At 66.0% G+C, this 21,167-nt stretch carries 19 protein-coding genes and 1 pseudogene; 15 read left to right on the top strand and 5 right to left on the bottom strand.

The window, feature by feature from the left end; all coding sequences use genetic code 11:
• Window positions 1-30 precede the first annotated feature (30 nt).
• From QSG27_RS10075 to QSG27_RS10060, 4 genes are all read left to right on the top strand, one after another.
• On the top strand, window positions 31-555 hold the full coding sequence (locus QSG27_RS10075; protein ID WP_306705685.1) for a PAS domain-containing protein: 525 nt from the start codon (window positions 31-33) through the stop codon (window positions 553-555).
• Between the two features lie 85 nt (window positions 556-640).
• The gene (locus QSG27_RS10070) at window positions 641-1,837 is read left to right on the top strand and encodes a methyl-accepting chemotaxis protein (protein WP_306705683.1); all 1,197 of its coding nucleotides are present in this window, start codon (window positions 641-643) and stop codon (window positions 1,835-1,837) included.
• Window positions 1,838-1,922: 85 nt separating this feature from the next.
• Window positions 1,923-3,593, top strand: coding sequence for a sensor domain-containing phosphodiesterase (locus QSG27_RS10065; RefSeq protein ID WP_306705681.1), 1,671 nt, complete (start codon window positions 1,923-1,925; stop codon window positions 3,591-3,593).
• Window positions 3,594-3,654: 61 nt separating this feature from the next.
• Window positions 3,655-3,966 carry a hypothetical protein gene (locus QSG27_RS10060; RefSeq protein WP_306705679.1) on the top strand — a complete coding sequence of 104 codons (312 nt, stop codon included), beginning with the start codon at window positions 3,655-3,657 and terminating at the stop codon, window positions 3,964-3,966.
• 373 nt (window positions 3,967-4,339) lie between these two features.
• Here the strand turns inward: QSG27_RS10060 and QSG27_RS10055 are convergent.
• The 5 genes and pseudogenes from QSG27_RS10055 to QSG27_RS10030 form a co-directional block, all read right to left on the bottom strand.
• Window positions 4,340-5,040 (bottom strand): annotated as a pseudogene (locus QSG27_RS10055) (transposase); the annotation flags it as partial.
• A gap of 420 nt (window positions 5,041-5,460) precedes the next feature.
• Complete coding sequence (locus tag QSG27_RS10045) at window positions 5,461-6,744, bottom strand: TRAP transporter large permease (RefSeq protein WP_306705677.1); 1,284 nt, start codon at window positions 6,742-6,744, stop codon at window positions 5,461-5,463.
• Window positions 6,741-7,256: a TRAP transporter small permease gene (locus QSG27_RS10040; RefSeq protein WP_306705674.1), complete on the bottom strand. Its 516-nt coding sequence runs from the start codon at window positions 7,254-7,256 to the stop codon at window positions 6,741-6,743. Before QSG27_RS10040 ends, QSG27_RS10045 begins: the two co-directional genes overlap by 4 nt.
• Window positions 7,253-7,828 (bottom strand): hypothetical protein, encoded by a 576-nt coding sequence (locus QSG27_RS10035; protein WP_306705673.1) that lies wholly within the window; start codon window positions 7,826-7,828, stop codon window positions 7,253-7,255. Before QSG27_RS10035 ends, QSG27_RS10040 begins: the two co-directional genes overlap by 4 nt.
• A 172-nt stretch (window positions 7,829-8,000) precedes the next feature.
• The gene (locus QSG27_RS10030) at window positions 8,001-8,492 is read right to left on the bottom strand and encodes a MaoC family dehydratase (protein WP_306705671.1); all 492 of its coding nucleotides are present in this window, start codon (window positions 8,490-8,492) and stop codon (window positions 8,001-8,003) included.
• Between the two features lie 405 nt (window positions 8,493-8,897).
• Here QSG27_RS10030 and QSG27_RS10025 point away from each other — a divergent pair, with 405 nt between their 5' ends.
• The 11 genes from QSG27_RS10025 to QSG27_RS09975 all read left to right on the top strand — a co-directional run bounded on the left by QSG27_RS10025 (window position 8,898) and on the right by QSG27_RS09975 (window position 21,126).
• Window positions 8,898-9,872: a LysR family transcriptional regulator gene (locus QSG27_RS10025; protein WP_306705670.1), complete on the top strand. Its 975-nt coding sequence runs from the start codon at window positions 8,898-8,900 to the stop codon at window positions 9,870-9,872.
• Between the two features lie 155 nt (window positions 9,873-10,027).
• A complete protein-coding gene (locus QSG27_RS10020) occupies window positions 10,028-10,927 on the top strand; it encodes an HpcH/HpaI aldolase/citrate lyase family protein (RefSeq protein WP_306705669.1) in 900 nt (299 codons plus the stop codon).
• Between the two features lie 117 nt (window positions 10,928-11,044).
• Complete coding sequence (locus QSG27_RS10015; protein ID WP_306705668.1) at window positions 11,045-13,006, top strand: AMP-binding protein; 1,962 nt, start codon at window positions 11,045-11,047, stop codon at window positions 13,004-13,006.
• A 14-nt stretch (window positions 13,007-13,020) separates the two neighbouring features.
• Window positions 13,021-14,217 (top strand): acyl-CoA dehydrogenase family protein, encoded by a 1,197-nt coding sequence (locus tag QSG27_RS10010; protein ID WP_306705667.1) that lies wholly within the window; start codon window positions 13,021-13,023, stop codon window positions 14,215-14,217.
• Between the two features lie 94 nt (window positions 14,218-14,311).
• Window positions 14,312-15,523, top strand: a complete 1,212-nt coding sequence (locus tag QSG27_RS10005; RefSeq protein ID WP_306705666.1) for an acetyl-CoA C-acetyltransferase — start codon at window positions 14,312-14,314, stop codon at window positions 15,521-15,523.
• An 18-nt stretch (window positions 15,524-15,541) separates the two neighbouring features.
• Window positions 15,542-16,348: an enoyl-CoA hydratase/isomerase family protein gene (locus QSG27_RS10000; protein ID WP_306705665.1), complete on the top strand. Its 807-nt coding sequence runs from the start codon at window positions 15,542-15,544 to the stop codon at window positions 16,346-16,348.
• Between the two features lie 4 nt (window positions 16,349-16,352).
• Entirely contained in the window at window positions 16,353-17,747 is a 1,395-nt protein-coding gene (locus QSG27_RS09995) for an acetate--CoA ligase family protein (protein ID WP_306705664.1), read from the top strand.
• A gap of 70 nt (window positions 17,748-17,817) precedes the next feature.
• Window positions 17,818-18,372 carry a nuclear transport factor 2 family protein gene (locus tag QSG27_RS09990; protein WP_306705663.1) on the top strand — a complete coding sequence of 185 codons (555 nt, stop codon included), beginning with the start codon at window positions 17,818-17,820 and terminating at the stop codon, window positions 18,370-18,372.
• 198 nt (window positions 18,373-18,570) lie between these two features.
• Entirely contained in the window at window positions 18,571-19,395 is an 825-nt protein-coding gene (locus tag QSG27_RS09985; RefSeq protein ID WP_306705662.1) for an FAS1-like dehydratase domain-containing protein, read from the top strand.
• Between the two features lie 46 nt (window positions 19,396-19,441).
• A complete protein-coding gene (locus tag QSG27_RS09980) occupies window positions 19,442-20,197 on the top strand; it encodes an electron transfer flavoprotein subunit beta/FixA family protein (RefSeq protein ID WP_306705660.1) in 756 nt (251 codons plus the stop codon).
• The gene (locus tag QSG27_RS09975) at window positions 20,197-21,126 is read left to right on the top strand and encodes an electron transfer flavoprotein subunit alpha/FixB family protein (RefSeq protein WP_306705657.1); all 930 of its coding nucleotides are present in this window, start codon (window positions 20,197-20,199) and stop codon (window positions 21,124-21,126) included. The genes QSG27_RS09980 and QSG27_RS09975 overlap by 1 nt, the downstream gene beginning before the upstream one ends.
• Window positions 21,127-21,167: the final 41 nt, after the last annotated feature.

The following is a 21,167-nucleotide window of genomic DNA, read 5'->3' as shown; positions in this document are numbered from 1 at the left end:
CAAGGACACAGCAAACAAGGATATGGCCCGATGGCAAACAGGCATCATCCGCTGACCGGGTTTGAACGCACCTTCGACCCCGGAGAGTTGATCGTCACGAAAACCGATCTGAAGGGCCGGATCATTTACGCAAACCGGGTTTTCCTGCGCCTGTCCGGGTATGACGAACATGAAGTGATCGGGGCGCCGCACAACATCCTGCGCCACCCGGACATGCCGGCCTGCGTGTTCAAGCTTTTGTGGGACACCATCGGTGACGGCCGGGAAATCTTCGCCTACGTCAACAACCGCGCCAAGAGCGGTGACCATTACTGGGTGTTCGCCCACGTGACGCCGAGCTTCGACGAGAACGGCACGGCCATCGGGTATCACTCGAACCGGCGCGTTCCTCGCCGTGACGCCGTCGAAACGATCCGGCCGCTGTACGCGCAACTCCTGGCCGAGGAGCGACGCCACGCAAACCCCAAGGCCGCCATGGTCGCCTCCACCGCTCTGTTGAGCGACCTCCTCAAGCGGAATGGCACAACCTATGATAAATTTATCTTCGCTTTATAGGTCCGGCATCCTCACCGCCGGCTCGGCCACCCTGCTGTTGGGTTCGGCCTTATGGGAAGCCACGACGGGCGGAGCGACGCTGCCGATGGCCGTGGTCACGCTGCCGGCGGGGGCGGCCACGCTCGCGGCCTTCTTCTTCCAGTGGCGGGTGGGCGAGGCGATCAAGAGGGCGACCGAGGTGTGCCGCCAGGGGGCCTCCGGACGGTTCGAGGCCCGCCTCGTCCGCATGCGCGAGAGCGGGGAGGTCGGGGCCTTGTTCGATGCCATCAACGACCTCCTCGATCCGGTGGATGCGTTCGTCCGTGAGGCGACCGCGTCCCTGGACGCCGTCGCCAGGGGCGAGTTCAGCCGTTGTCTGGTCGAAACCGGCCTGCACGGCGCCTTCGCGCGGGCGGCCGGGGCGATCAACCGCTCCTCCGCGCACATGGCCGCCCGGATGGCCGATCTGGAGCGCAGGACCGCCGATTTCGAGAACCGCACGCAGGCCATCGCCACGACGGTGGCCGACGCGGCGGCGTCGCTGCGCGCGGACGCGGCCATTCTGGCCGAAAGCTCCGAAGGAACCGTGGCGATCGTGTCGGACGTCGGCGCCGCCGGCCGGGCCACGTCCGATGTGGTTCGCCGGGCGCTGGAAACCCTGTCGGCTTTCGTTGAACGGGCAACGGAGGTCGAGCGCCAGTCCGGCGTGTCCGCGGCGCAGATCGCGCGGACGGTCGCGCAGGCCCGCGAAACGGATGAGCGCGTGAACACGCTGGCGACGGCGGCCCACCGCATCGACGACGTCATCGTCGTCATCGAGACGGTGGCCAAGCAGACCAACCTGCTGGCGCTGAACGCCACCATCGAAGCGGCCCGCGCCGGTGAGGCCGGAAAAGGCTTCGCGGTCGTTGCCGGCGAGGTCAAGCACCTCGCCAACCGTACGGCCGAGGCCACCGGTGAGATCACCAGGGAGATCGCGCACATGCAGCAAGCCACGGCCGCCGCTGTCGCAGCCATTCAAGGCATCATCACGATGGTTGGAAGCCTGGACGGGTTGGCCAGGTCCACGGCGACCGAGATGCGGACCCAGAAGGAAGGGTTGAGCCATGTGTCCACAATGCTGGCGGACGCGGTCTCCACAGCGGACGCGGCCGTGTCGCAGGTGTCCGGGATCGCGATGGCCGCCACCGACACGGAACGCAAAGCCGGCGCGGTGCTCGACGCGGCGGATCGCATGCGCACCGAATCCTGCGCCTTGCGCCGGGAAGTCGATACGTTCCTGACGGCGGTGCGCTCCACATGACTCCGAGGACGGCGACGACAACCGGCGGCGCCCGCGCCGTCGCCTGCGATCCCGCGGCGGGTGTCCGCCGCAGCGGTTGAAGGGCATGATCATGGCAGACCAAACTCAGAAACCATCCGACGCCCAGACCGTACTCGGCCGCGACCGCTTCGTGGCCTTTGCCTTCGCGTCGGCCCATCTCCTGTTGGAGACCGACAACGACGGCCGCATCGTCTTTGCGGCGGGCGCGCGATGCGGACTGACGGACCGGCGCGCGGAGGATCTGGTTGGCCGTTCCCTGTTCGACCTTTTGCCGCCCGGGGAGCACACCTTCTTCCGCATGCTGCTGACGCGGCTGATCGACTCCGGAAAGCTCGATCCCACTCATGTCTTCCTGAAGACCGTCTCCGGGCAACCCTTTGCGATGCTGATGGGCGGATGCCGCCTGCCGAATTATGCGGACCGCTGCTTTCTGGGTTTCTCGATTGCCGCGCGGGTGTCGGGGCGGACCGTCGGCCGCTGCCTGTCCGACCTGAAATCCTTTGCCGAGAGTCTGGAAAGCCGTCTGTGCGCGGCGGGCGCGACCGAGCGGGGCCAGCGGTTGTCCCTGCTGGACATCGTCGGGCTTGCCGATCGGGACAACGCTCCTGAAATGCGCAACTCCCTGGAGGCTTATCTGCTTTCCGTTTCGACGGACGGGGACGCGGCGGTCCGTCTCAACGACGAGCGCTACGCTGTTCTCCACCGCGACGACCTGACGCGTGAGGAGATCATTCTCGACATCGGCCGCCTGCTGGCCCGGCACGGTGCGGACGAGCTGCGCGACGCCCTGCATGTCTGGCAAATCCCCGTGCAGGGCGGCGAAATGCCGATGTCTGATGTCGCGCGGGCACTGTCCTACACTCTGCATAAGTTCGCCGCCGAGGAACCCGGTGCTTTCGGCATCGCCGACATCAACGAGGCGGTGGTGGACATGCTCCACAACACGGTCGGCCGGGTTGCCCAGGTCCGGCGCATTCTGGAGCAGCGTGACTTCCATCTGGCGTTTCAGCCCATCGTGAGCCTGGCGACAGGAAAGCTGCACCATGTCGAAGCCCTGATCCGGGTCGGCGATTGCGGCTCCCCCGCCGAGTTCATCGCCTTCGCCGAACGGATCGGGCTGATCTGCGATCTGGACCTTCTGGTCTGCCAAGCCGCCCTCGACGTGCTGAAGCAGGCCGAGGACCAGGGGCGTGCCGTTCCGGACATCGCCATCAACCTTTCGGCCGTGTCCCTGGCCAGCCCGCTGATCATCGAGCAGCTGCAGGCGCTGCTCCGGCCCCACCAGGGGCTCACCCGCAAGCTGCTGGTCGAGGTGACCGAGACGGCCACGGTCAACGACTTCCAAGGTTTGAACCGGGTTCTGGGACACTTGCGCAAGCTCGGCCTGCGGATCTGCCTGGACGATGTCGGCAGTGGCACGACATCGTTCATGTCGCTCAACGAACTGCGCGTGGATTACGCCAAGCTGGACGGCCGGATCGTGCAAGGGGCGCTGACCAACAGCCGTGATCTGACCATTCTGCGGTCCATCGTCGAGATTGCCCGCCATCTCGGCACCGACCTCGTTGCGGAGCAGATCGAAACCGAGGAGCAGCTTCGATACCTGCGCAAGCTCGGGGTCCGCTATGGGCAGGGCTACTTGTTCGGGAAGCCGTCGCCCGTCTTGCCCGGCTTGGACCGTGCAGGCCCCAGTCGGCCGGCGCGGAGAACCGGAGAGCGCGTGTCCTGGGAATGAGGGAATGAGCGTCTGTCGTTCGGATGCGGCATGTCCTCCAGCGTGCGTGGGAGGGAGGCTCATGGTCAGGATCGAGCTTCATATCGGGCCATCTTCGGAGGATTGCCCTTGCGCCATGGGTGAAATGCCGCTTTTGGATATGAAAGAACCGCAAGGGCACCAAGGCGGCCTCTCCCATGCCGTCGCTCGGTTCAGCTTTGAAACATGGGAACATTTTTTTGGCGAACTGAAGAAGGTGGCCCCAACGTTTGCTGCGGAACTCCGCTCCATGCGGGAGGCGGAGCGCAGGGCTTTCTTTGACAACCCCTCAGGGAAGGCTGTCTTGCGCATTCTCTGGAGGCACACGGATTTCGGCATGAGTTGCCGCGGCTGAGGGGCTATCGGCCGTTCCGCGTCCGGCACCTTACACCGCGCCGTTTCTCGGCGGCTCCATTGGCCGGCGGGGTGGTCGGCACCATGAATCTGGAAGACCTGCTTGGCGAGATCGAGAGCGACGGAGACAATGCTCATGTGGACGGCCCTCCCGCATGTGTCGATTCGACACCGACCACCTTATGGCACTCAGATGGCGAGGGGCAGCGGTCGTCCACACCATTAACAGGACGCGGGAAAACGGGCCTGTGCCGCACCCTCACCTCCGCTGAGGCTTGAAAGCGATGTATCCGACGCCCGTTTTGGTCGGGATGGAGTGTTATCCCTCGCTCTGAGGTTCCCGGAGCCGCCGTTCAGGCGGATTTCGGGCGTGATTATGCCGCCGCCAGCAGCTTGGGCAGGCGGATCAGGTTGTAGGTGGCAGCGGTCAGCGTGAACATCCAGCCGACCCGGGCCGTGCCGCGATGGCGCGTTTTGCACAAGCCGTCTCCCTTGATCCAGCCGAAAACCTCTTCAATCCGCTTGCGCACCCGCTGACTGACGGCGTAGCCGGGGTGCCGGGTGGTCCGGACATTGACCACCAGGGCGTTTCGGTTCTCCATCAGGGCGTGGCCCGTGAAGGCCAGCTTCGCCGGCTGCCCGTTGCCCTTGCGGTACAGCCGGGCCTCGGGATCGCTGGTCGAGGCATGGGTCTCGTTGGACCGCTTCTCGCCGTGAAAGTCACGGTCGCCGTTGCGCCCCGGCCCCGGCGGCTCGCCACTGCCATCCTTGGGCCGGAAGCTCTTCACGCTGGCCCAGGCTTCGATCAGCGTGCCGTCCACCGAGAAGTGCTCGTCCGACAGCAGCGTCTTGACCTTCGGCTGGCCAGCACGGTGGCCAGGAACGTGGCCGCCACGTCGCCGGCCAGCAGGCGCTCCCGGTTCTTGGTGAAGACCGTCACGTCCCACACCAGGGCGTCCATCGACAGGCTCACGAACCAGCGGAACAGCAGGTTGTAATTGAGCTGTTCCATCAGTTGGCGTTCCGAGCGCACCGAGTAGAAGGCCTGAAGCAGCAGAGCCCGCATCCTTCTCTCCGCCCGCATCCGGTGCCAAGAGGGAGAATCACGACACCCCGTCGCGGAACAGCCCTTTTCCGCGTCCTGCTATGGCGGCCGGCTGAACGACGGACTTGGCCGCCACGAAACGCATCCTTGGTCGGGTCGCCGCTTCGCAGATCGCTTCGGCATCAGTTTCACCGCTTGCCCCATGACCGCGATTTCCTGTGCCCCGTGATGCGCCGTTCCACACGCTACCATCCCCAGCAGGCACGCCGGCAGGCCTTGAAAGACCTTCAGCACCTCGCCCTGTCATAACTGCCGACGGATGAGAAATTTCCGTCGGCGGCGATGTATGAACCTGGAAAGCAATTCCCGCCGGATCCAGACCGATTGTCGTCATGCCCGTCACCGCCTCCCTGATGTAGCCTCTTCGGTTTTTCACCGGCATTTGGGAAATTACATGTGGGCAGGGAGCCAAAGAATGATCGCCGGGAAGGCTAGAAACAGTGCGATCACGGCAAGGTGACTGACCACATGAGGGACTATGCCCCGGAACACGTCAGTCACCGGCGTGTTCGAGTATTTCGAGACGACGAAGGCGTTCAAGCCCATGGGTGGAGTCACCAGCCCAAGTTCGGCGATCACGATGACGATGATGCCGAACCAAACCAGATCGAAGCCGAGCGAAGCGACCAGCGGCGCGACGATCGGAACCGTCAGCACGAGAATCGCCATCTGGTCGAGGAAGCAGCCGAGGATCAGGTAGATCACCACCAGCGCCAGCATGATGACCCAGCGGTTCACCTCCAGGGCGCCGACCCAGGCGACAAGGCTCTGCGTGGTTTGGGTCAGGACGAAGAAGGTCGAGAAGATGTGCGCGCCCAGCAGGATGATGCCGATCATGCAGGAGGTGCGCACGGCGCGGCACAGAAGCTGCGGCAGCTCGACCCGGTCGAAACCGCGGCGCAGGAAGTAGAGAACCCCGGCGAAAAAGGCGCCAAGGGCCGAAGCTTCGGTCGGCGTGGCGATTCCGGTGTAGATCACCCCGCTCACCGACATCAGAAGGACCAGCATCGGACCCACGCCGCTCAGCATGGCGATCTTCTCGCGCAGCGGAATCTTCGGCGTCTTCGGCGCATGTTCCGGGTTGAGCCGGGCCAGCACATAGACGGTCAGCGCGATGGTCAGGGTGACGATCAGGCCCGGCACGATCCCCGCGACCAGAAGCTTCGCCACGCCGACATCGGCCAGGAGTCCATAGATGACCATCGCGATCGAGGGAGGGATCAGCATCGACAGCGTCCCCGAGATCGCCACGGCACCCGAGGCCATGCGCGGTTCATAGCCCTGATCGAGCATCGCCTTGAGTGAGGTCGAGGAAAGCGTCGCGGCCGCCGCAGTGGACGATCCGCAGATCGCGCCGAAACCGGCGCCGGCCAGAGCCGTCGCGATGCCAAGCCCGCCCGAAACGCGGCCGAACCATGCCGAGGCGCATTTGAAAAGATCGTCAGCCACGCCCGAGCGCAGAACGAATTCCGCCATCAACAGGAACATCGGAATGGTCAGGAATTCGTAGGAAGCCGCGGTGTCCTTGGGCAGGGTCGAAAGGACGCCGAACATGGCCTGGAACCCGCCGGCGAAGAACAGGCCGACCGCGCCGGAAATCGCCAGGGCGAAGCCGACCGGGCAGCGAATGAACAGCAGAACAAGCAACAGAAGGGTGATCAGAGCGGCGGTCATTCGAGGACGTCTCCATGGGTCAGGACTTCAGGATCGGCGCCCAGCGCGATGAGGCTAAGGAGGTGCAGGAACAGGCGCAGGGTCATCACGGCGGAACCAGTGGCGATCGGCAGATAGGACAGCCAGACCGGCCAGGCGACGACGCCAGGGATGAATTCGTTGTCGACATAGGCGTAATGCAGATTGTCGAAGGCGCCCCAGGATATGATGCCGAAGACCACTGCCGCGGCAGTGACCCACATTATTTCCATCGCTGTTTGCAGTTTCCGCGGTATCGACTGCGGAAGCAGATCGACGCCGATGTGGTCGCCTTCGCGGAACGTGTCCGAGATCGCGAAATGGATGGCCGCAATCAGCAGATAGTAGGAGATCAGCTCGAAGGACCAGGAAAAGGGGGCATGCAGCACATAGCGCATGAAGGTGTCGGCGGTGACGATCAGCATGATCGCGATTATCGCCAGGACAGACAGGCCCGAGAGGGCAAGCTCCGTCCGCTTGAGCAGGGTATTCACGCGTCCTCCCATTTCTCCGGGCATTTTCCAGGCCCGGACAGAACCGCGCCGGGCGCGGCAAAATTCAGCTCTCCGGTCTTCCGCCGGGTTTTCATAAGGCCGATCCATTCATCGACAGTGCCCACGGCTTTGCCGGTCCGCCGGGCGCCAGCCGGGTCGTGGCCGGCTTCCAGTTTGGCCCGATACGGATCATCCGGCAGGTCACGCCACGTTCTTTCGCTCGCCACGACGCCGTCCGGCGGCGTTCGTGCCGCCTTGACCAAAATGCGATCCGCGCGGGCGGCAAGCCCGCAGCGAAGAAGATTGGCGTGATCCTTGCCCAGCCGGCTTGCGTGAAGGATGCGGATGCCGACGCACCCTGCCGAACGGTGGTCGACCGCTCCGATCCATAGGATTTCCGCGTGTAGGGAAAAGTAATAGCCGGACGAGCGGTTGTGAAAACGCCGTAGATCGATAGCATCGCCTGCATTCGCAGCTTGCGCGCAAGCGAGCGGCAACTCGTGGCAACGAGCCCGACCATGGTCGTCATTTGGCCTCCCTCGCGACATGATGCTGAGGTTCGATTGCAGCATCACCGCTCTTTGAGCATACTCTTCTCGAATGGCAGGCTGCCGGTCAATTCACACCGGCTTGGCTTGTGCCTATGGCTGCTATAGCTCTTTCCTATGTGGTGGAGCATCGGTATCGACGCCCCGCGCCGTGGCGCGGGGCAAGCCGATCAATGCTGTCCGACAGGGCCGGCGCTCATTCCGCGGCGGCCTTGACCGGGCGCTTGAGCATCAGGCCGGTGCGGCGCAGAGAGACCACCAGCTCTTCCCGCTGGTTGATGCCGCGCAGTTCGAATTCCACGATGCCGGTGCCGGGGCGCGACTGGGATTCCCGCTTCGAGATGACTTCGGTCTCGCTGTAGATCGTGTCACCGAAAAAGACCGGCTTGGGGAACTTCACATCGGTGAAGCCGAGGTTGGCCAGGGTGGTGCCGAGCGTCATCTCGTTGACGCCGACGCCGCAGACCAGGGTCAGGGTGAACAGCGAGTTGACGATGCGTTTCCCGTAAATCGAATTCTTGCAGTATTCCTCATCCATGTGCAGCCAGGCGCAGTTGTAAGCCAAAGCCGAAAACAGAAGGTTGTCGGTTTCCGTCACCGTGCGCGTGATGGCGTGTTTATAGATTTTTCCTGGCTCAAGGTCTTCGTAATACTTACCGGTGGCAAGTTCTTCATAGTTCACGACCATGGGGTTTCATCTCCCGCAAAAGATTGGGTGCTTCAGGCCATGCTCGTGCCCACTTTGTGCCGGAGATGCGGCAGTGGACGGCCTCTCCCATCGGGACAGCGCGAACGAGGGGGCCTGAACGTCTCGGATTTTGGAGTGGCACCAGATTGCGGTGCCATCCAACAAAGCTAGTGCCAGGGCCGCGATTGCCGCAACGTGTATGTCCGGGTGACGAAGGGGGCATAGGCAACGGATAAACAGGTGGCAGGTTTTGCCTATGGGGGCGCCGCGCCTGTGGCTGCGATAGGCTGTCGGCAACGCGGCGTTTCCCGCATCGGGCGCAGCCGGCGGTGGGTTTGGTCCTTACGGGTCCGGCAACCGCGGCAACGGAATGGCTTGGGGAGGATCACGATGAAATCCGTCGATATGATGCCGGCGCTGGAGCTTCGCCAGCTGTACTATTTCCTCGCGCTTGCGGATCATGGGTCGATCTCGGCGGCTGCGGAAGCGCTCGGCATGGCGCAGCCGTCCTTGTCGGAAAACGTCGCCAAACTGGAGCGGCGCCTGAATGTGAAGCTCGCTCTGCGCAGCGCACGCGGAGTCGAATTGACCGAGGCGGGCCGGGCCTTTGCCGTGCGGGGGCGGCAGCTTCTGCAGATGTCGCAAAGCCTGATCGAGGCCGTGCAGGCGGTCGGCGGGGCCGCGGCGGGGCACGTCGCCGTCGGTCTCCCGCCCTCGATCGGCCTCGTCCTTGCCGTCCCGCTGGCGGAGACGGTGCAATCGGAATTGCCCGAGGTGCGGTTGCATGTCTCCGAAGGCATGTCGCGTGCCATCCTGGAACGGATCGAAAACGAGGTCGTCCATCTTGGCTGCGTCTATGACGTGCCGGATGCCTCGATCTTCGTGGCCCAGCCCCTCTACACCGAAGAGATGTTCCTCGTGACCGCGCCCGACAATTGGCCGGAACCCATCGGCCCGGACGGTCGGGCCGTGCGCCCGATCACCGTGACCGAATTGGAAGGTCTGCCCCTGGTGATGCCCAACAATTCCCACGGTGCGCGGACGTTGATCGAGCGGCAGGTGCGCGGGCACAACGTGAAGCTCAACATCGCCATGGAGATCGACGCGCTGCCCCACATCACCGAGATGGTCTGCCGCGCCTCGGCCTATTCGATTCTGTCCGAAGCCGCGGTGATGGAACACGTCAACGCCGGCCGCCTTGCGATGGTGCCCATCGAGGGAGTCAAGATCGAGCGCACCGCGTTCCTCGTGCGCAAGCGGTCCCGTCCGATCTCGCGCGCCGTTCTGGAGGTGCAGAATTCAATCGTCATGATCGCCCACGAGATGCTCAGCCGTTACCGCTTTTCGGCCCGGATGCATGTGGGCCAGGACGAAGGATGAACGGCCGGCCGCTTCGGACATCGCCTTGGGGGCTTCGGGTTTTCTTCGGGGAGGTATAGGCGTCGTCGATACCCCACAGCGCGGCGCTTTACGTGAAGCCCGTTCTGACGGACTGATTGAGGGCATCAAGACGTTCGCCGGGGAGGAAAAATCCAATGAAACCCATGCGCTCCGTGCTGTTCGTTCCGGCACATCGGGAAGGATGGGCGGCCAAGGCCGCGAACAAGGGCGCCGACGGGGTCATCATCGATCTCGAGGATTCGGTGCCCGTCCACCTGAAGGACGAGGGCCGTCAGGTCGCCGCCCGATCGATCGCCGCGCTGAAGGACAGCCATCCCGATCTGGGCGTCTATGTGCGCCTGAACGCCTTCGAAACCGGGCTGACCGGCGACGATGTCGAGGCGGTGGTGATCGACGGACTGGACGGCGTTCTGCTGCCGAAGTCCTTCGGCGCCAACGACATCGTCGGCCTCGACGCGCTGATCACCCATTTCGAGCGCAGGAACGGCGTTTCCGCGGGCAAGACCGGGATCATCATTCCGCTGGAAACCGCCCAAGCCTACGCCGACTGCGAGAACATGCTGGAAGCCTCGCCGCGGGTGCAGACGCTGTTCGCCGGCACCGCCCGCGACGCCGACGTTTCGCGCTCGATCGGCTTCGAGTTCACGCCGGGCGGCGAAGAGACGCTCTACCTCCGTTCCCGTGCGGTGCTGGCCTGCCGGGCGGCGGGGAAGAACCACCCGCTGGTCGGCGTCTGGCAGGATTTGCAGGATCCGGACGGCGCCCGCAACTTCGCCCGGAAGAACCGCCAGCTCGGCTACCGCGGCATGGTGCTGATCCACCCGTCGCACATCGACGTGGCCAACGAGATCTTCACGCCGTCCGAACAGGACGTGGTCTTCTACCAGGGCATGATCGACGCCTTCGACGCGGCGGAAAAGCAGGGGCTTGCCGCCATCGTCTATGAAGGCATGCACATCGATTACGCGCACATCAAGACCGCCCGCGACGTCGTGGCGCTTTACGAGCTGCTGACGCGCAAGAAAGCCTCCTGATCCGCCCAGCGGAGGCATTCGCACCATCACCGACGATTTTCAGCGCATCCGGGACATCTCCGGATGCGGAGGGGACCGTCTTGCCAGCGCACGCGGGATTTCTTGGCGAGGATGGGAATGAAAGGCATTTCGACATTTGGGCGCAAGGACAGCGCCGTCTGGCATCCCGATGCGGCCACACTGGCGCGCAGCCGCCTGCGGCGCGCGATGGCGGAGTGGGGGCATGACGGGCTTGAGGACTTCCACCGCGCCACGGTCCGGGACCCCGCACGGTTCTGGGCGGCGGCGGCGAAGGATCTGGGCATCACCTTCACCGCGCCCTGGAGGCAGGTGTGCGACGACAGCCGCGGCAAGGCCTTTCCGCGCTGGTTCACGGGGGGCCGGCTGAACGCCTCCTGGCATTGCGTCGACCGCCATGCCGCCAACCCCGCCCTGGCCGACAAGCCGGCCCTGATCTTCGAGGGCGACGGTGGAGAAAGCCGCAGCCTGACCTACCGCGATCTGCTGGCCCAGGTGGTCCGGGTTGCGCGGGGCCTGCGCGATCTGGGAATCCGCCGCGGCGACCGGGTGGGGGTCTTCGCCCCGGTCTCGCCCGAGGCGATGGCGACGCTCCTGGCCGTCGCAAGGCTCGGCGCCATCGCCGTTCCGGCCTTTTCGGGCTACGGGCACGAACCCCTGGCGGCCCGGCTGAACGCCTGCGGGGCAAAGCTGCTGGTCACGGTGGATGCCACGTCGCGGCGCGGCAAGACCGTTCCGATGAAGGACATCGCCGATCTGGCGCTGGATCTGGCGCCGACCGTTGAGAGCCTGGTGGTGATCCGCCATTCCGGCCATCCGGTCCGGTTGCTCCAGGGCCGCGACCATGACTGGGGCGAAATCGGCACGGGGTCGGATGCCCCCGTTCCCGTGGCGGAGATGGAATCGAACGATCCGCTGCTGATCATCTTCACCTCGGGCACGACCGGCCAGCCCAAGGGCATCGTCCATTCGCATCTGGGCTATCTGCTCAAGCCCGGCATCGACTTCGGCTACGCCTTCGACGTCCAGGACGACGACCGCATCGCCTGGATCGCCGATCTGGGCTGGATGCTGGGACCCCTGATGCTGTACGGCATCCTGCAGTTCGGCGCGACCGCCATCTGCATGGAGGGCCTGCCGGACCATCCCGAGCCGAACCGCTTCTGGCGCGTGGTCGAACGCCACCGCGCCACGATCCTGGGCATCGCCCCCACGGCGGCGCGCGGCCTGAAGACGATCACGCCCGCCGAGGGGCCGGGCGAGGATCTGTCCTCGTTGCGCGGCTTCATCTCGACCGGCGAAGCCTGGGACATTCCCACTTGGCATTGGCTGTTCGAGGTGATCGGCCAGAAGCGGCTGCCGATCCTCAATTACACCGGCGGGACGGAGACGGGCGGCGGAATCCTCTCGGGCTACACCATCGCCCCCATCGCGCCGGGCAGCTTTGCCGGTCCGCTGCCCGGGCAGGATGCCGACGTGCTGGCGCCGGACGGCACCCGTGCCGAGGGCATCGGCGAGCTGAGCGTCCACAACGGCTGGCCGGGCATGACCCACGGCTTCTGGGACGACGAGGATCGCTATTTCCGCACCTATTGGACGCAGGTGCCCGACACCTGGGTTCATGGCGACCTGTGTTCGGTCGATGCCGATGGCCACTGGCACATCCATGGCCGTTCGGACGACACGATCAAGGTCTCGGGACGGCGCATCGGACCCGCCGAGATCGAAAGCGCGCTGGTGGGCCATCCGCAGATCGCCGAAGCCGCCGTCATCGGCGTGCCCGACCCCGACCGTGGGCAGAGAATCGTCGCCTTCGTCACGCTGAAGCCCGGCGTCGCCCCGCTCGACGAAAAGGGCGTTGCGCAAAGCGTGGCGCACGCGGTGGGCAAAGCCATGGCCCCCTCGGCGATCCTCGCCGTGAAGCTCCTGCCCAAGACCAAGAACGGCAAGATCATGCGCCGTGCCATTCGCGCCCGCTATCTGGGCGAACCGGCGGGCGACCTCTCGGCGCTGGATGCGCAGACCCCGCTCGACCTGATTCCGACTTTGACCCGCCTTTAGGGATGGAGACCTCGATGACCGTGACTGTCACTTCGGCCTCGATTGGGGCTGCGGATGAAAAACAGGAACACTACAACCTGATCCGCCAGTCCGCCCGCGCGCTGGCCGACAAGTTCGGCGATTCCTACTGGTCGAACTGCGACAAGAACAAGATCTATCCCTGGGACTTCATCAAGGCCTTCGCCGAGAACGGCTGGCTGGGTTCGATGATCCCCGAGGAGTACGGCGGCATGGGCCTCGGCCTGACCGAGGCCGCCATCATGCTGCACGAGGTCGCGGCGTCGGGCGGCGGCGCCAACGCGGCTTCGGCCATCCATTTCTACATCTTCCCGCCGGGTCCGATCATCCGCCACGGTTCGGAGGAGATGAAGCGGGCCTTCCTGCCGAAGATCGCCTCCGGCGAACTGCTGATGTGCTTCGGCGTGACCGAGCCCGACGCGGGAACCGACACGTCGCGCATCAAGACCTTCGCCAAAAAGGAAGGCGGCAAGTGGCTGATCAACGGCCGCAAGGTCTGGATCACCAACGCGGGCAACGCGCAGAAGATCCTCGTCCTGGCCCGCACCTCGCCGCGCGACGACAAGAAGCCCTTTTCGGGGATGACCCTGTTCTTCACCGACCTCGACCGGAGCCGGGTCGAAGTCACGCCGATCGACAAGATGGCCCGCAACGCCATCGACACCAACGAACTCCTGATCGAGAACCTCGAAGCCCGCGACGAGGACGTGGTGGGTGAGGTCGGCAAGGGTTTCTACTATCTCCTCGACGGTCTGAACCCCGAGCGCATCGTGGTGGCTTTCGAACAGATCGGTCTGGGCCGCGCCGCGCTGAACCGCGCGGTGACCTACGCCAACGAGCGCATCATCTTCGACCGTCCGATCGGCCAGAACCAGTCGATCGCCCATCCGCTGGCGGACAGCTGGATCCGCCTGCAGGCGGCGGAGATGGTGGCCATGAAGGCCGCCCAGCTGTTCGACGCGGGCCAGGAATGCGGCGCGGAAGCCAACGCGGCCAAGTTCCTCGGCACCGAAGCCGGGTTCGACGCGTGCGACCGCGCGATGCAGACCCTCGGCGGTTACTGCTACGCCACGGAATACCATGTCGAGCGCTATTGGCGCGAGGCGCGGCTGCTCAAGATCGCGCCCATTTCGCAGACCATGGTGCTGAACTTCATCGCCACCAAGATCCTCGGGCTGCCCAAGTCCTACTGATCGAAGCCCTGCTGATCATCGGCGCGGGCCGGCTGCCTGCAACGATTTGCGGCGCCGGCCCCCTGTTTTCCTTTTGACTGACCGCGGTGCGACCATGCGCGACGCCTATATTTGTGAACCTCTCCGCACGCCCGTCGGACGCTATGGCGGCACCCTCAAGGACGTGCCGACCGCCGATCTGGCCGCGACCGTGGTGCGCGAGCTTGTCCGGCGGACCGGCATCACCTCGCAGGACGTTGACGACGTGATCTTCGGTCAGTGCTATCCCAACGGCGAGGCCCCGGCGATCGGCCGGGTGGCCGCTCTGGATGCCGGGCTGGAGATCTCCGTGCCGGGCCTGCAACTGGACCGCCGCTGCGGGTCGGGCCTGCAGGCGGTGATCGACGCCGCGATGCGGGTGCAGACGGGCATTGCCGATCTGGTCCTGGCGGGCGGCGCCGAAAGCATGAGCCAGGCCGAGCATTATGTGCTGAACGCCCGATGGGGCGTGAAGGGCGATTCCCAGCCCTTCTGGGACCGGATCGCGCGCGGGCGCATCACGGCGGGCGGCAGGTTCCACCCCGTGCCGGGCGGCATGCTGGAAACCGCGGAGAACCTGCGCCGGGAATACGCGATCCCGCGCGGCGAACAGGACGAATTCGCCGCCAACTCCCACGCCAAGGCGGTCGCCGCCATCGAATCCGGCCGCTTCGCCGACGAGATCGTGCCGGTCGAGGTCAAGGGCCGCAAGGGCGTCATCCGGTTCGACCGGGACGAACACCCCCGCGCCGACACGACGGCGGAAAGTCTGGCGGCGTTGAAACCGGTGATGCTGAAGCAGGACCCCGGGGCGACGGTGACCGCGGGCAACGCCTCGGGCCAGAACGACGCGGCGGCGGTCTGCATCGTCACCACCCTGGAAAAGGCCCGCGCGCTGGGCTTGCGCCCGCTGGCGAAGCTGGTCACCTGGGCCGCCGCGGGGGTCGAGCCTTCCCGCATGGGCATCGGCCCGGTGCCGTCCTCGCACAAGGCGCTGGCGCGCGCCGGGCTTTCGTTCAAGGACATGGACCTGATCGAGCTGAACGAGGCCTTCGCCGCCCAGGTCCTGGCCTGCACCCGCGCCTGGGGCCTCGGCAAGGATGATTTCACCCGCCTCAACGTGAACGGTTCGGGCATTTCCCTGGGTCACCCGGTCGGCGCCACGGGGGTGCGGATTCTCGGCACGATGCTGCGCGAGCTCGACCGCCGCGGCGGGCGCTACGCGCTGGAGACCATGTGCATCGGCGGCGGCCAGGGCCTGACCGCGATCTTCGAACGCGCCAACTGACAAAATCGGGAGGAAGACATGATCGAGAAGTACCGTGAGAAATACGCCCACGCCATGAAGTTCGAGGAGAACGTTCCCGGCGTCCTGGAAATCATCTTCAGTGGTCCCAACCTCAACGCGGTCGATGGGAAGCTGCATGAGGACATCCCCGAGATCTGGCGCGACATCGACCGTGACCCGGCGGTTCGTGTGGCTCTGGTCCGGGGCGAGGGCAAGGCCTTTTCGGCCGGCGGCGATTTCGCGCTGATCGAGGCGCAGTATCACGACTACCGCATCCGCCATAAGGTCCTGCGCGAAAGCCGCGACCTGTTCTACAACATGATCAACTGCAACAAGCCGATCATCTCGGCCATCCATGGCGCGGCGGTGGGGGCCGGGCTCGTCGTGGCGCTGATGGCCGACATCTCGATCGCGGCGAAGAACGCGAAGATCGTGGATGGCCACACCCGGCTGGGCATCGCGGCGGGCGATCACGCCGCCATGGTCTGGCCGCTGCTGTGCGGCATGGCCAAGGCAAAGCACCTGCTGTTCACCTGCGAGAAGATCACCGGACAGGAGGCCGATGACCTCGGGCTGGTGTCGATGTCGGTCGAGGAGGCGGACCTGCTGCCCAAGGCGCGCGAGATCGCCCGGAAGCTGTCCTTCGGCGCCCAGGAATCCATCGCCTTCACCAAGCATTCGATGAACATGTGGTATCGCCAGAACGCCGGGATCTTCGAAACGTCGCTGGGTTACGAATTCCTCGGCGTTTCGGGTCCCGACGTGCTGGAAGGCGTGAATTCGCACCGCGAGAAGCGCCCGCCCGTCTTCGTGAAGGAGGGCTGATCCGGTGACGCGCTCCATCGCCGAGACGCTGTTCCGCCCGCGCTCGATCGCCATCGTCGGGGCTTCGAACGACACGGTGAAGCTTTCGGGCCGGCCGCTCGATTTCCTGATCCGGCATGGCTATCAGGGTGCGCTTTATCCGGTGAACCCCAAGCGTGACGAGGTTCAGGGCATCAGGGCGTGGCCCCGGATCGAGGATCTGCCCGAACCGGCGGATCTGGCGATCGTCGTCGTTCCGGCCGGCGCCGTCGTGCAGGCGGTGGAGGATTGCGGCAAGGCGGGGGTGAGGGCGGCGATCATCTTCGCCTCGGGCTTTTCCGAGATGGCGGGGGGTGCTGGCATCGCGTTGCAGGAGGCGCTGGCCGAGGCCGCGAAGCGCACGGGCATCCGTCTTCTGGGGCCGAACTGCCTGGGCAGCTTCGCCATCCCGGCCCGCGCCATGGCGACCTTTTCCTCGGCCTTCGACGAGGAGGATAACCTGCGCAGCGATCCGGTGGCGATCGTCAGCCAGTCGGGCGCGGTCGGCACCTTCATGTATTCGGCCCTGCTGGGGCAGGGGTTGGGCGCACGCTATTACGCCAACACCGGCAACCAGTCCGACATTTCCGTTGCCGAGATCCTCACCGCCCTGGCCGCCTTCGACGATGTCGAGGTTCTGCTCGGTTACATGGAGGATTTCGTCGAGGAGGCTCCGCTGCGCCAGGCGGTGACGGCGGCACGGCAGGCGGGCAAGCCGCTCCTGCTGCTGAAGGCCGGCGACACCGAGGCGGGCCGCCGGTCGGTCGGAGCGCACACGGCCTCGGACCCCGGCGACGCGGCGCGGTTCGACGCCGTTCTTGCCGAGGGCGGCGCGATCCGCATGGAGCGGATGGAGGAGATGACCGACGCCGCGCTGGCCTTCCGCACCGGACGGCGCGCCGGGGGACGGCGGCTGTCGATCGTCACCTCGTCGGGCGGGGCGTCCTCCCTCGCGGCGGACGCCGCGACGCGCGACGGGCTGGATGTGAACCGCTGGTCGGACGAGGCGCGGGAGCGGCTGGCGGATCTGTTGCCGGCCTTCGGGTCGTCGCTGAATCCGCTGGATCTGACCGGGGCGCTGCTGACCGACCCGACGCTGATGGCCCGCGCGATGGACCGGCTGGTCGCCAGCCGGGAAACCGACATGATCCTTGTCGTCCTGGGCAACGCCGACCGCGGGTCGGAGGCCATCGTCGAAGGGATTCTGCAAGGGTTCCGCGCCACCGAAAAGCCCTTCGCCGTCGTCTGGACGGGAGGCTCGGGCCGTCCGCGGCAGGCTCTGCTCGCCGCGGGCGTGCCCTGCTACACCGATCCCGCGAGAGGGGTGAGGGCACTGGCCCATGTGGCGCGCTTCGGTCTGAAGGCCCCCGGGCGTCAATGAGGTCCCCTGAACTGTGACAGGCGCATCTTCGGATGCGCCTTTTCTTTTTTCATACCGAAAGGGAGGGGGCATGACCGGGGATGAACAGGCCGCCGTTGCGCGGCTTCTGGCCGAGGCCGAGATCCGCGGGCAACTGGCGCGCTACGCGCGTTCGGTCGACCGCCGCGACTGGGAGGCGGTGCGCGACTGCTATTTTCCCGATGCCGAGGACTGGCACGGCGCCTACCGCGGTGGACGGGACGGCTTCATCGACTGGGTCCGCGCACGCCACGCGGAGACGCGGCGCTCCGTGCATTTCCTGGGTAATGTGCATTTCGACTGGCTTTCCCCCCACAGCGTCCTCGTCGAAACCTATTTCATCGCGATGAAGCGCGAGGCCGACCCCGAGGACAGCGGCGGCAGGGCCCGCGACGACACGGTGATCGGGCGCTATCTCGACCATTTCGAACGGCGTGGCGGACGCTGGGCGGTGGCGGCGCGCGAAGTGGTCTACGACCTGACCCGGACATCCTGGGCCGCGGGGGATGAACCCGCCATGGCCGGTCAGCTTGGCCGGCGTGATTCCGATGATCCGTTCTATGCGATGCGTGCGCGGCTGTGCGCGACGCGTGACGACCGGCGATAGGCAACCGCAGGCCGCGGTATCGGCACAGCCTATTGGTCAATCGAGGGGCCGGGCCGCTAGACTTCGATCACAAGGTGCGGGAAGCACCCTGCGGGAGGACACCCGAACGACCCCGGTTTCAAAGCGTCTGCTCACGTGCCTTCGGGCGCGCCGCCAGGACTTTGCCGCGGGTTGGCGGGGTAAAGGAAAATGAACCAGATGTCGTCATGGCACGATCATATCGGGCGTGAGACCGGCGCAAAGGCACGGCTGGACTCCGACCTCGTCGCGCGCTTCGCCGCCACGCTCGGCGATGCGGGCGTGGCCGTCGATCCCGCCGCGCTGCCTCTTGGCATCCACTGGTGCGTGGGCGTCGAGACCGTTCCCACCCTGGCGCTCGGGCCGGACGGCCACCCGCCGAAGGGCGGCTTCCTGCCGCCGGTTCCACTGCCGCGCCGCATGTGGGCGGGCGGCAGTCTTGAGCTGCTGCGGCCGCTTGCGGTGGGGCAGGAGATCGAGCGCCGCTCGACCATCGCGGACGTCAGCGAAAAGGCCGGCAAGAGCGGTGCGCTGGTCTTCGTGACCGTGGCGCATGAGATCTGGGCCGAGGGCCATCCCGCCATCCGCGAGCGGCAGGACATCGTCTACCGCTCCGCCGATCCCACGGCGCCACCGCCCGCCGGTCTTCCCGATGCCGAAGCGCCTGCGGCGGGCGGGGACCGGATCCTGCCCGACAGCCGGCTGCTGTTCCGCTATTCGGCGCTGACCTTCAACAGCCACCGGATTCATTACGATCTGCCCTATGCCCGGGACGAAGAGAATTATCCCGCCCTGGTGGTGCATGGGCCGTTGCAGGCCACGCTTCTGGCCGCCCGGGCGGCGGTGGCGCTCGGCCGCCCCCTGCACAGCTTCCGCTACCGCGGTCAGGCCCCCGCCTTCGCGGGGCGCCCGCTGTCCTTCGTGGCCGAACCGGACGCCGGGGGTGGCGTCACCGTGACAAGCCGCCAGTTCGGAAAAATCTGCATGCAAGCGCAGGCGACCTGATCCCAGGGGCCATGGCGTCCGAAAATCAGAAAACAGGAAACAACCGATGAAGATCATCGTCCCTGTGAAACGGGTGATCGACTACAACGTGAAGGCCCGCGTGAAGCCCGACGGATCGGGTGTCGATCTGCAGAACGTCAAGATGTCGATCAATCCCTTCGACGAGATTGCCGTCGAAGAAGCGGTCCGCTTGAAGGAAAAAGGGCAGGCAACCGAGGTGATCGTGGTTTCGGTCGGCCCGGCGGCGGCCCAGGAGACGCTGCGCGCGGCCTTGGCCATCGGGGCCGACCGCGCGATCCTCGTCGATCCGGGCCGAGAGGGCGACATCGAACCCCTGGCCGTGGCGAAGGTGCTGGCGGCGGTGGTGCGGGCCGAGGCGCCGGGGCTGGTCATCGCGGGCAAGCAGGCCATCGACAACGACCTGGGTGCGACCGCGCAGATGCTGGCCGGCCTTCTGGGCTGGCCCCAGGCGACCTTCGCCTCGGAGGTGGTGATCGAGGGCGAGCGGGTGCGGGTCACGCGCGAGGTGGACGGCGGGCTTCAGATCCTGTCGGTGGCGCTGCCCGCCGTGATTTCCGCCGATCTGCGCCTGAACGAGCCGCGCTACGCCTCGTTGCCCAGCATCATGAAGGCAAAGAAGAAGCCGCTTGAGACCAGGACCGCGGCGGATCTCGGGGTGGATGCCGCGCCGCGGCTGCGGACGCTGCGGGTTGCCGAGCCCGCGGCGCGCAAGGCCGGCATCCGGGTCGGCTCGGTGGCCGAGCTGGTGACGAAACTCAAGGACGAAGCGGGGGTGATCTGATGGGCGTTCTTCTGGTTGCCGACGTGAACGGCGCGGCGCTGGGCCGCGATGCGACCGCCAGGGCGCTATCGGCCCTGGCCGGTCTCGGCGACGTGGATGTGCTGGTCGCCGGCGATGGCGTCGCCGCCGCGGCGGCGGAGGCCGCCGCGCTGCAGGGGGTGTCCAAGGTCCTGGTCGCCGACGATCCGGCCTACGCCCGCCAACTGGCCGAGCCGGTGGCGGATTTGCTGGCCGTTCTCGCCACGGGCTACAGCCATGTCGCCGCGCCCGCGACGGCCTCGGCCCAGAACATCCTGCCGCGCCTTGCCGGCATGCTGGACGTGATGGTTCTGACCAACGTCATCCAGGTGGTCGATGCCGACACCTTCGCGCGCCCGATCTATGCCGGCAACGCGGTCGAAACCGTGAAGAGCACGGACGCGGTGAAGATCTTCACCCTGCGCACCGCCAAATTCACCGCCGCGGGCGCGGGCGGCGGCGCCGAGGTGGTGCCGGTTCCGGTCGCGGCCAAGGCGTCGGCCAGTTCGGCCTGGGTGGAGGACCGCATCGCCGTCTCCGAACGCCCGGAACTGACGGCGGCGAAGATCGTCGTCTCGGGCGGTCGGGCGCTTGGCTCCAAGGAGAATTTCGCGCTGATCGAAGGGCTGGCCGACAAGCTGGGCGCGGCGGTGGGTGCGTCCCGCGCGGCGGTGGACTCGGGCTTTGCGCCCAACGACTGGCAGGTGGGGCAGACCGGGAAGAACGTTGCGCCGGACCTCTATGTCGCCGTGGGGATCTCGGGCGCCATCCAGCATCTGGCCGGCATGAAGGACAGCAAGATCATTGTCGCCATCAACAAGGACGAAGAGGCCCCGATCTTCAAGGTCGCCGACTACGGCCTCGTCGCCGATCTGTTCGAGGCCGTGCCCGAGATGACCGGCGCCCTGTAAGGCGCCGCCCCCAGGACGCGCCTTGAGCGCACAGAGAAGAC

The organism is Azospirillum isscasi (genome assembly GCF_030849505.1).
Classification (GTDB): Bacteria; Pseudomonadota; Alphaproteobacteria; order Azospirillales; family Azospirillaceae; genus Azospirillum; species Azospirillum isscasi.
Note: the sequence above shows the minus strand (reverse complement) of the source record. Positions and strands in the feature narration are given on the sequence as shown.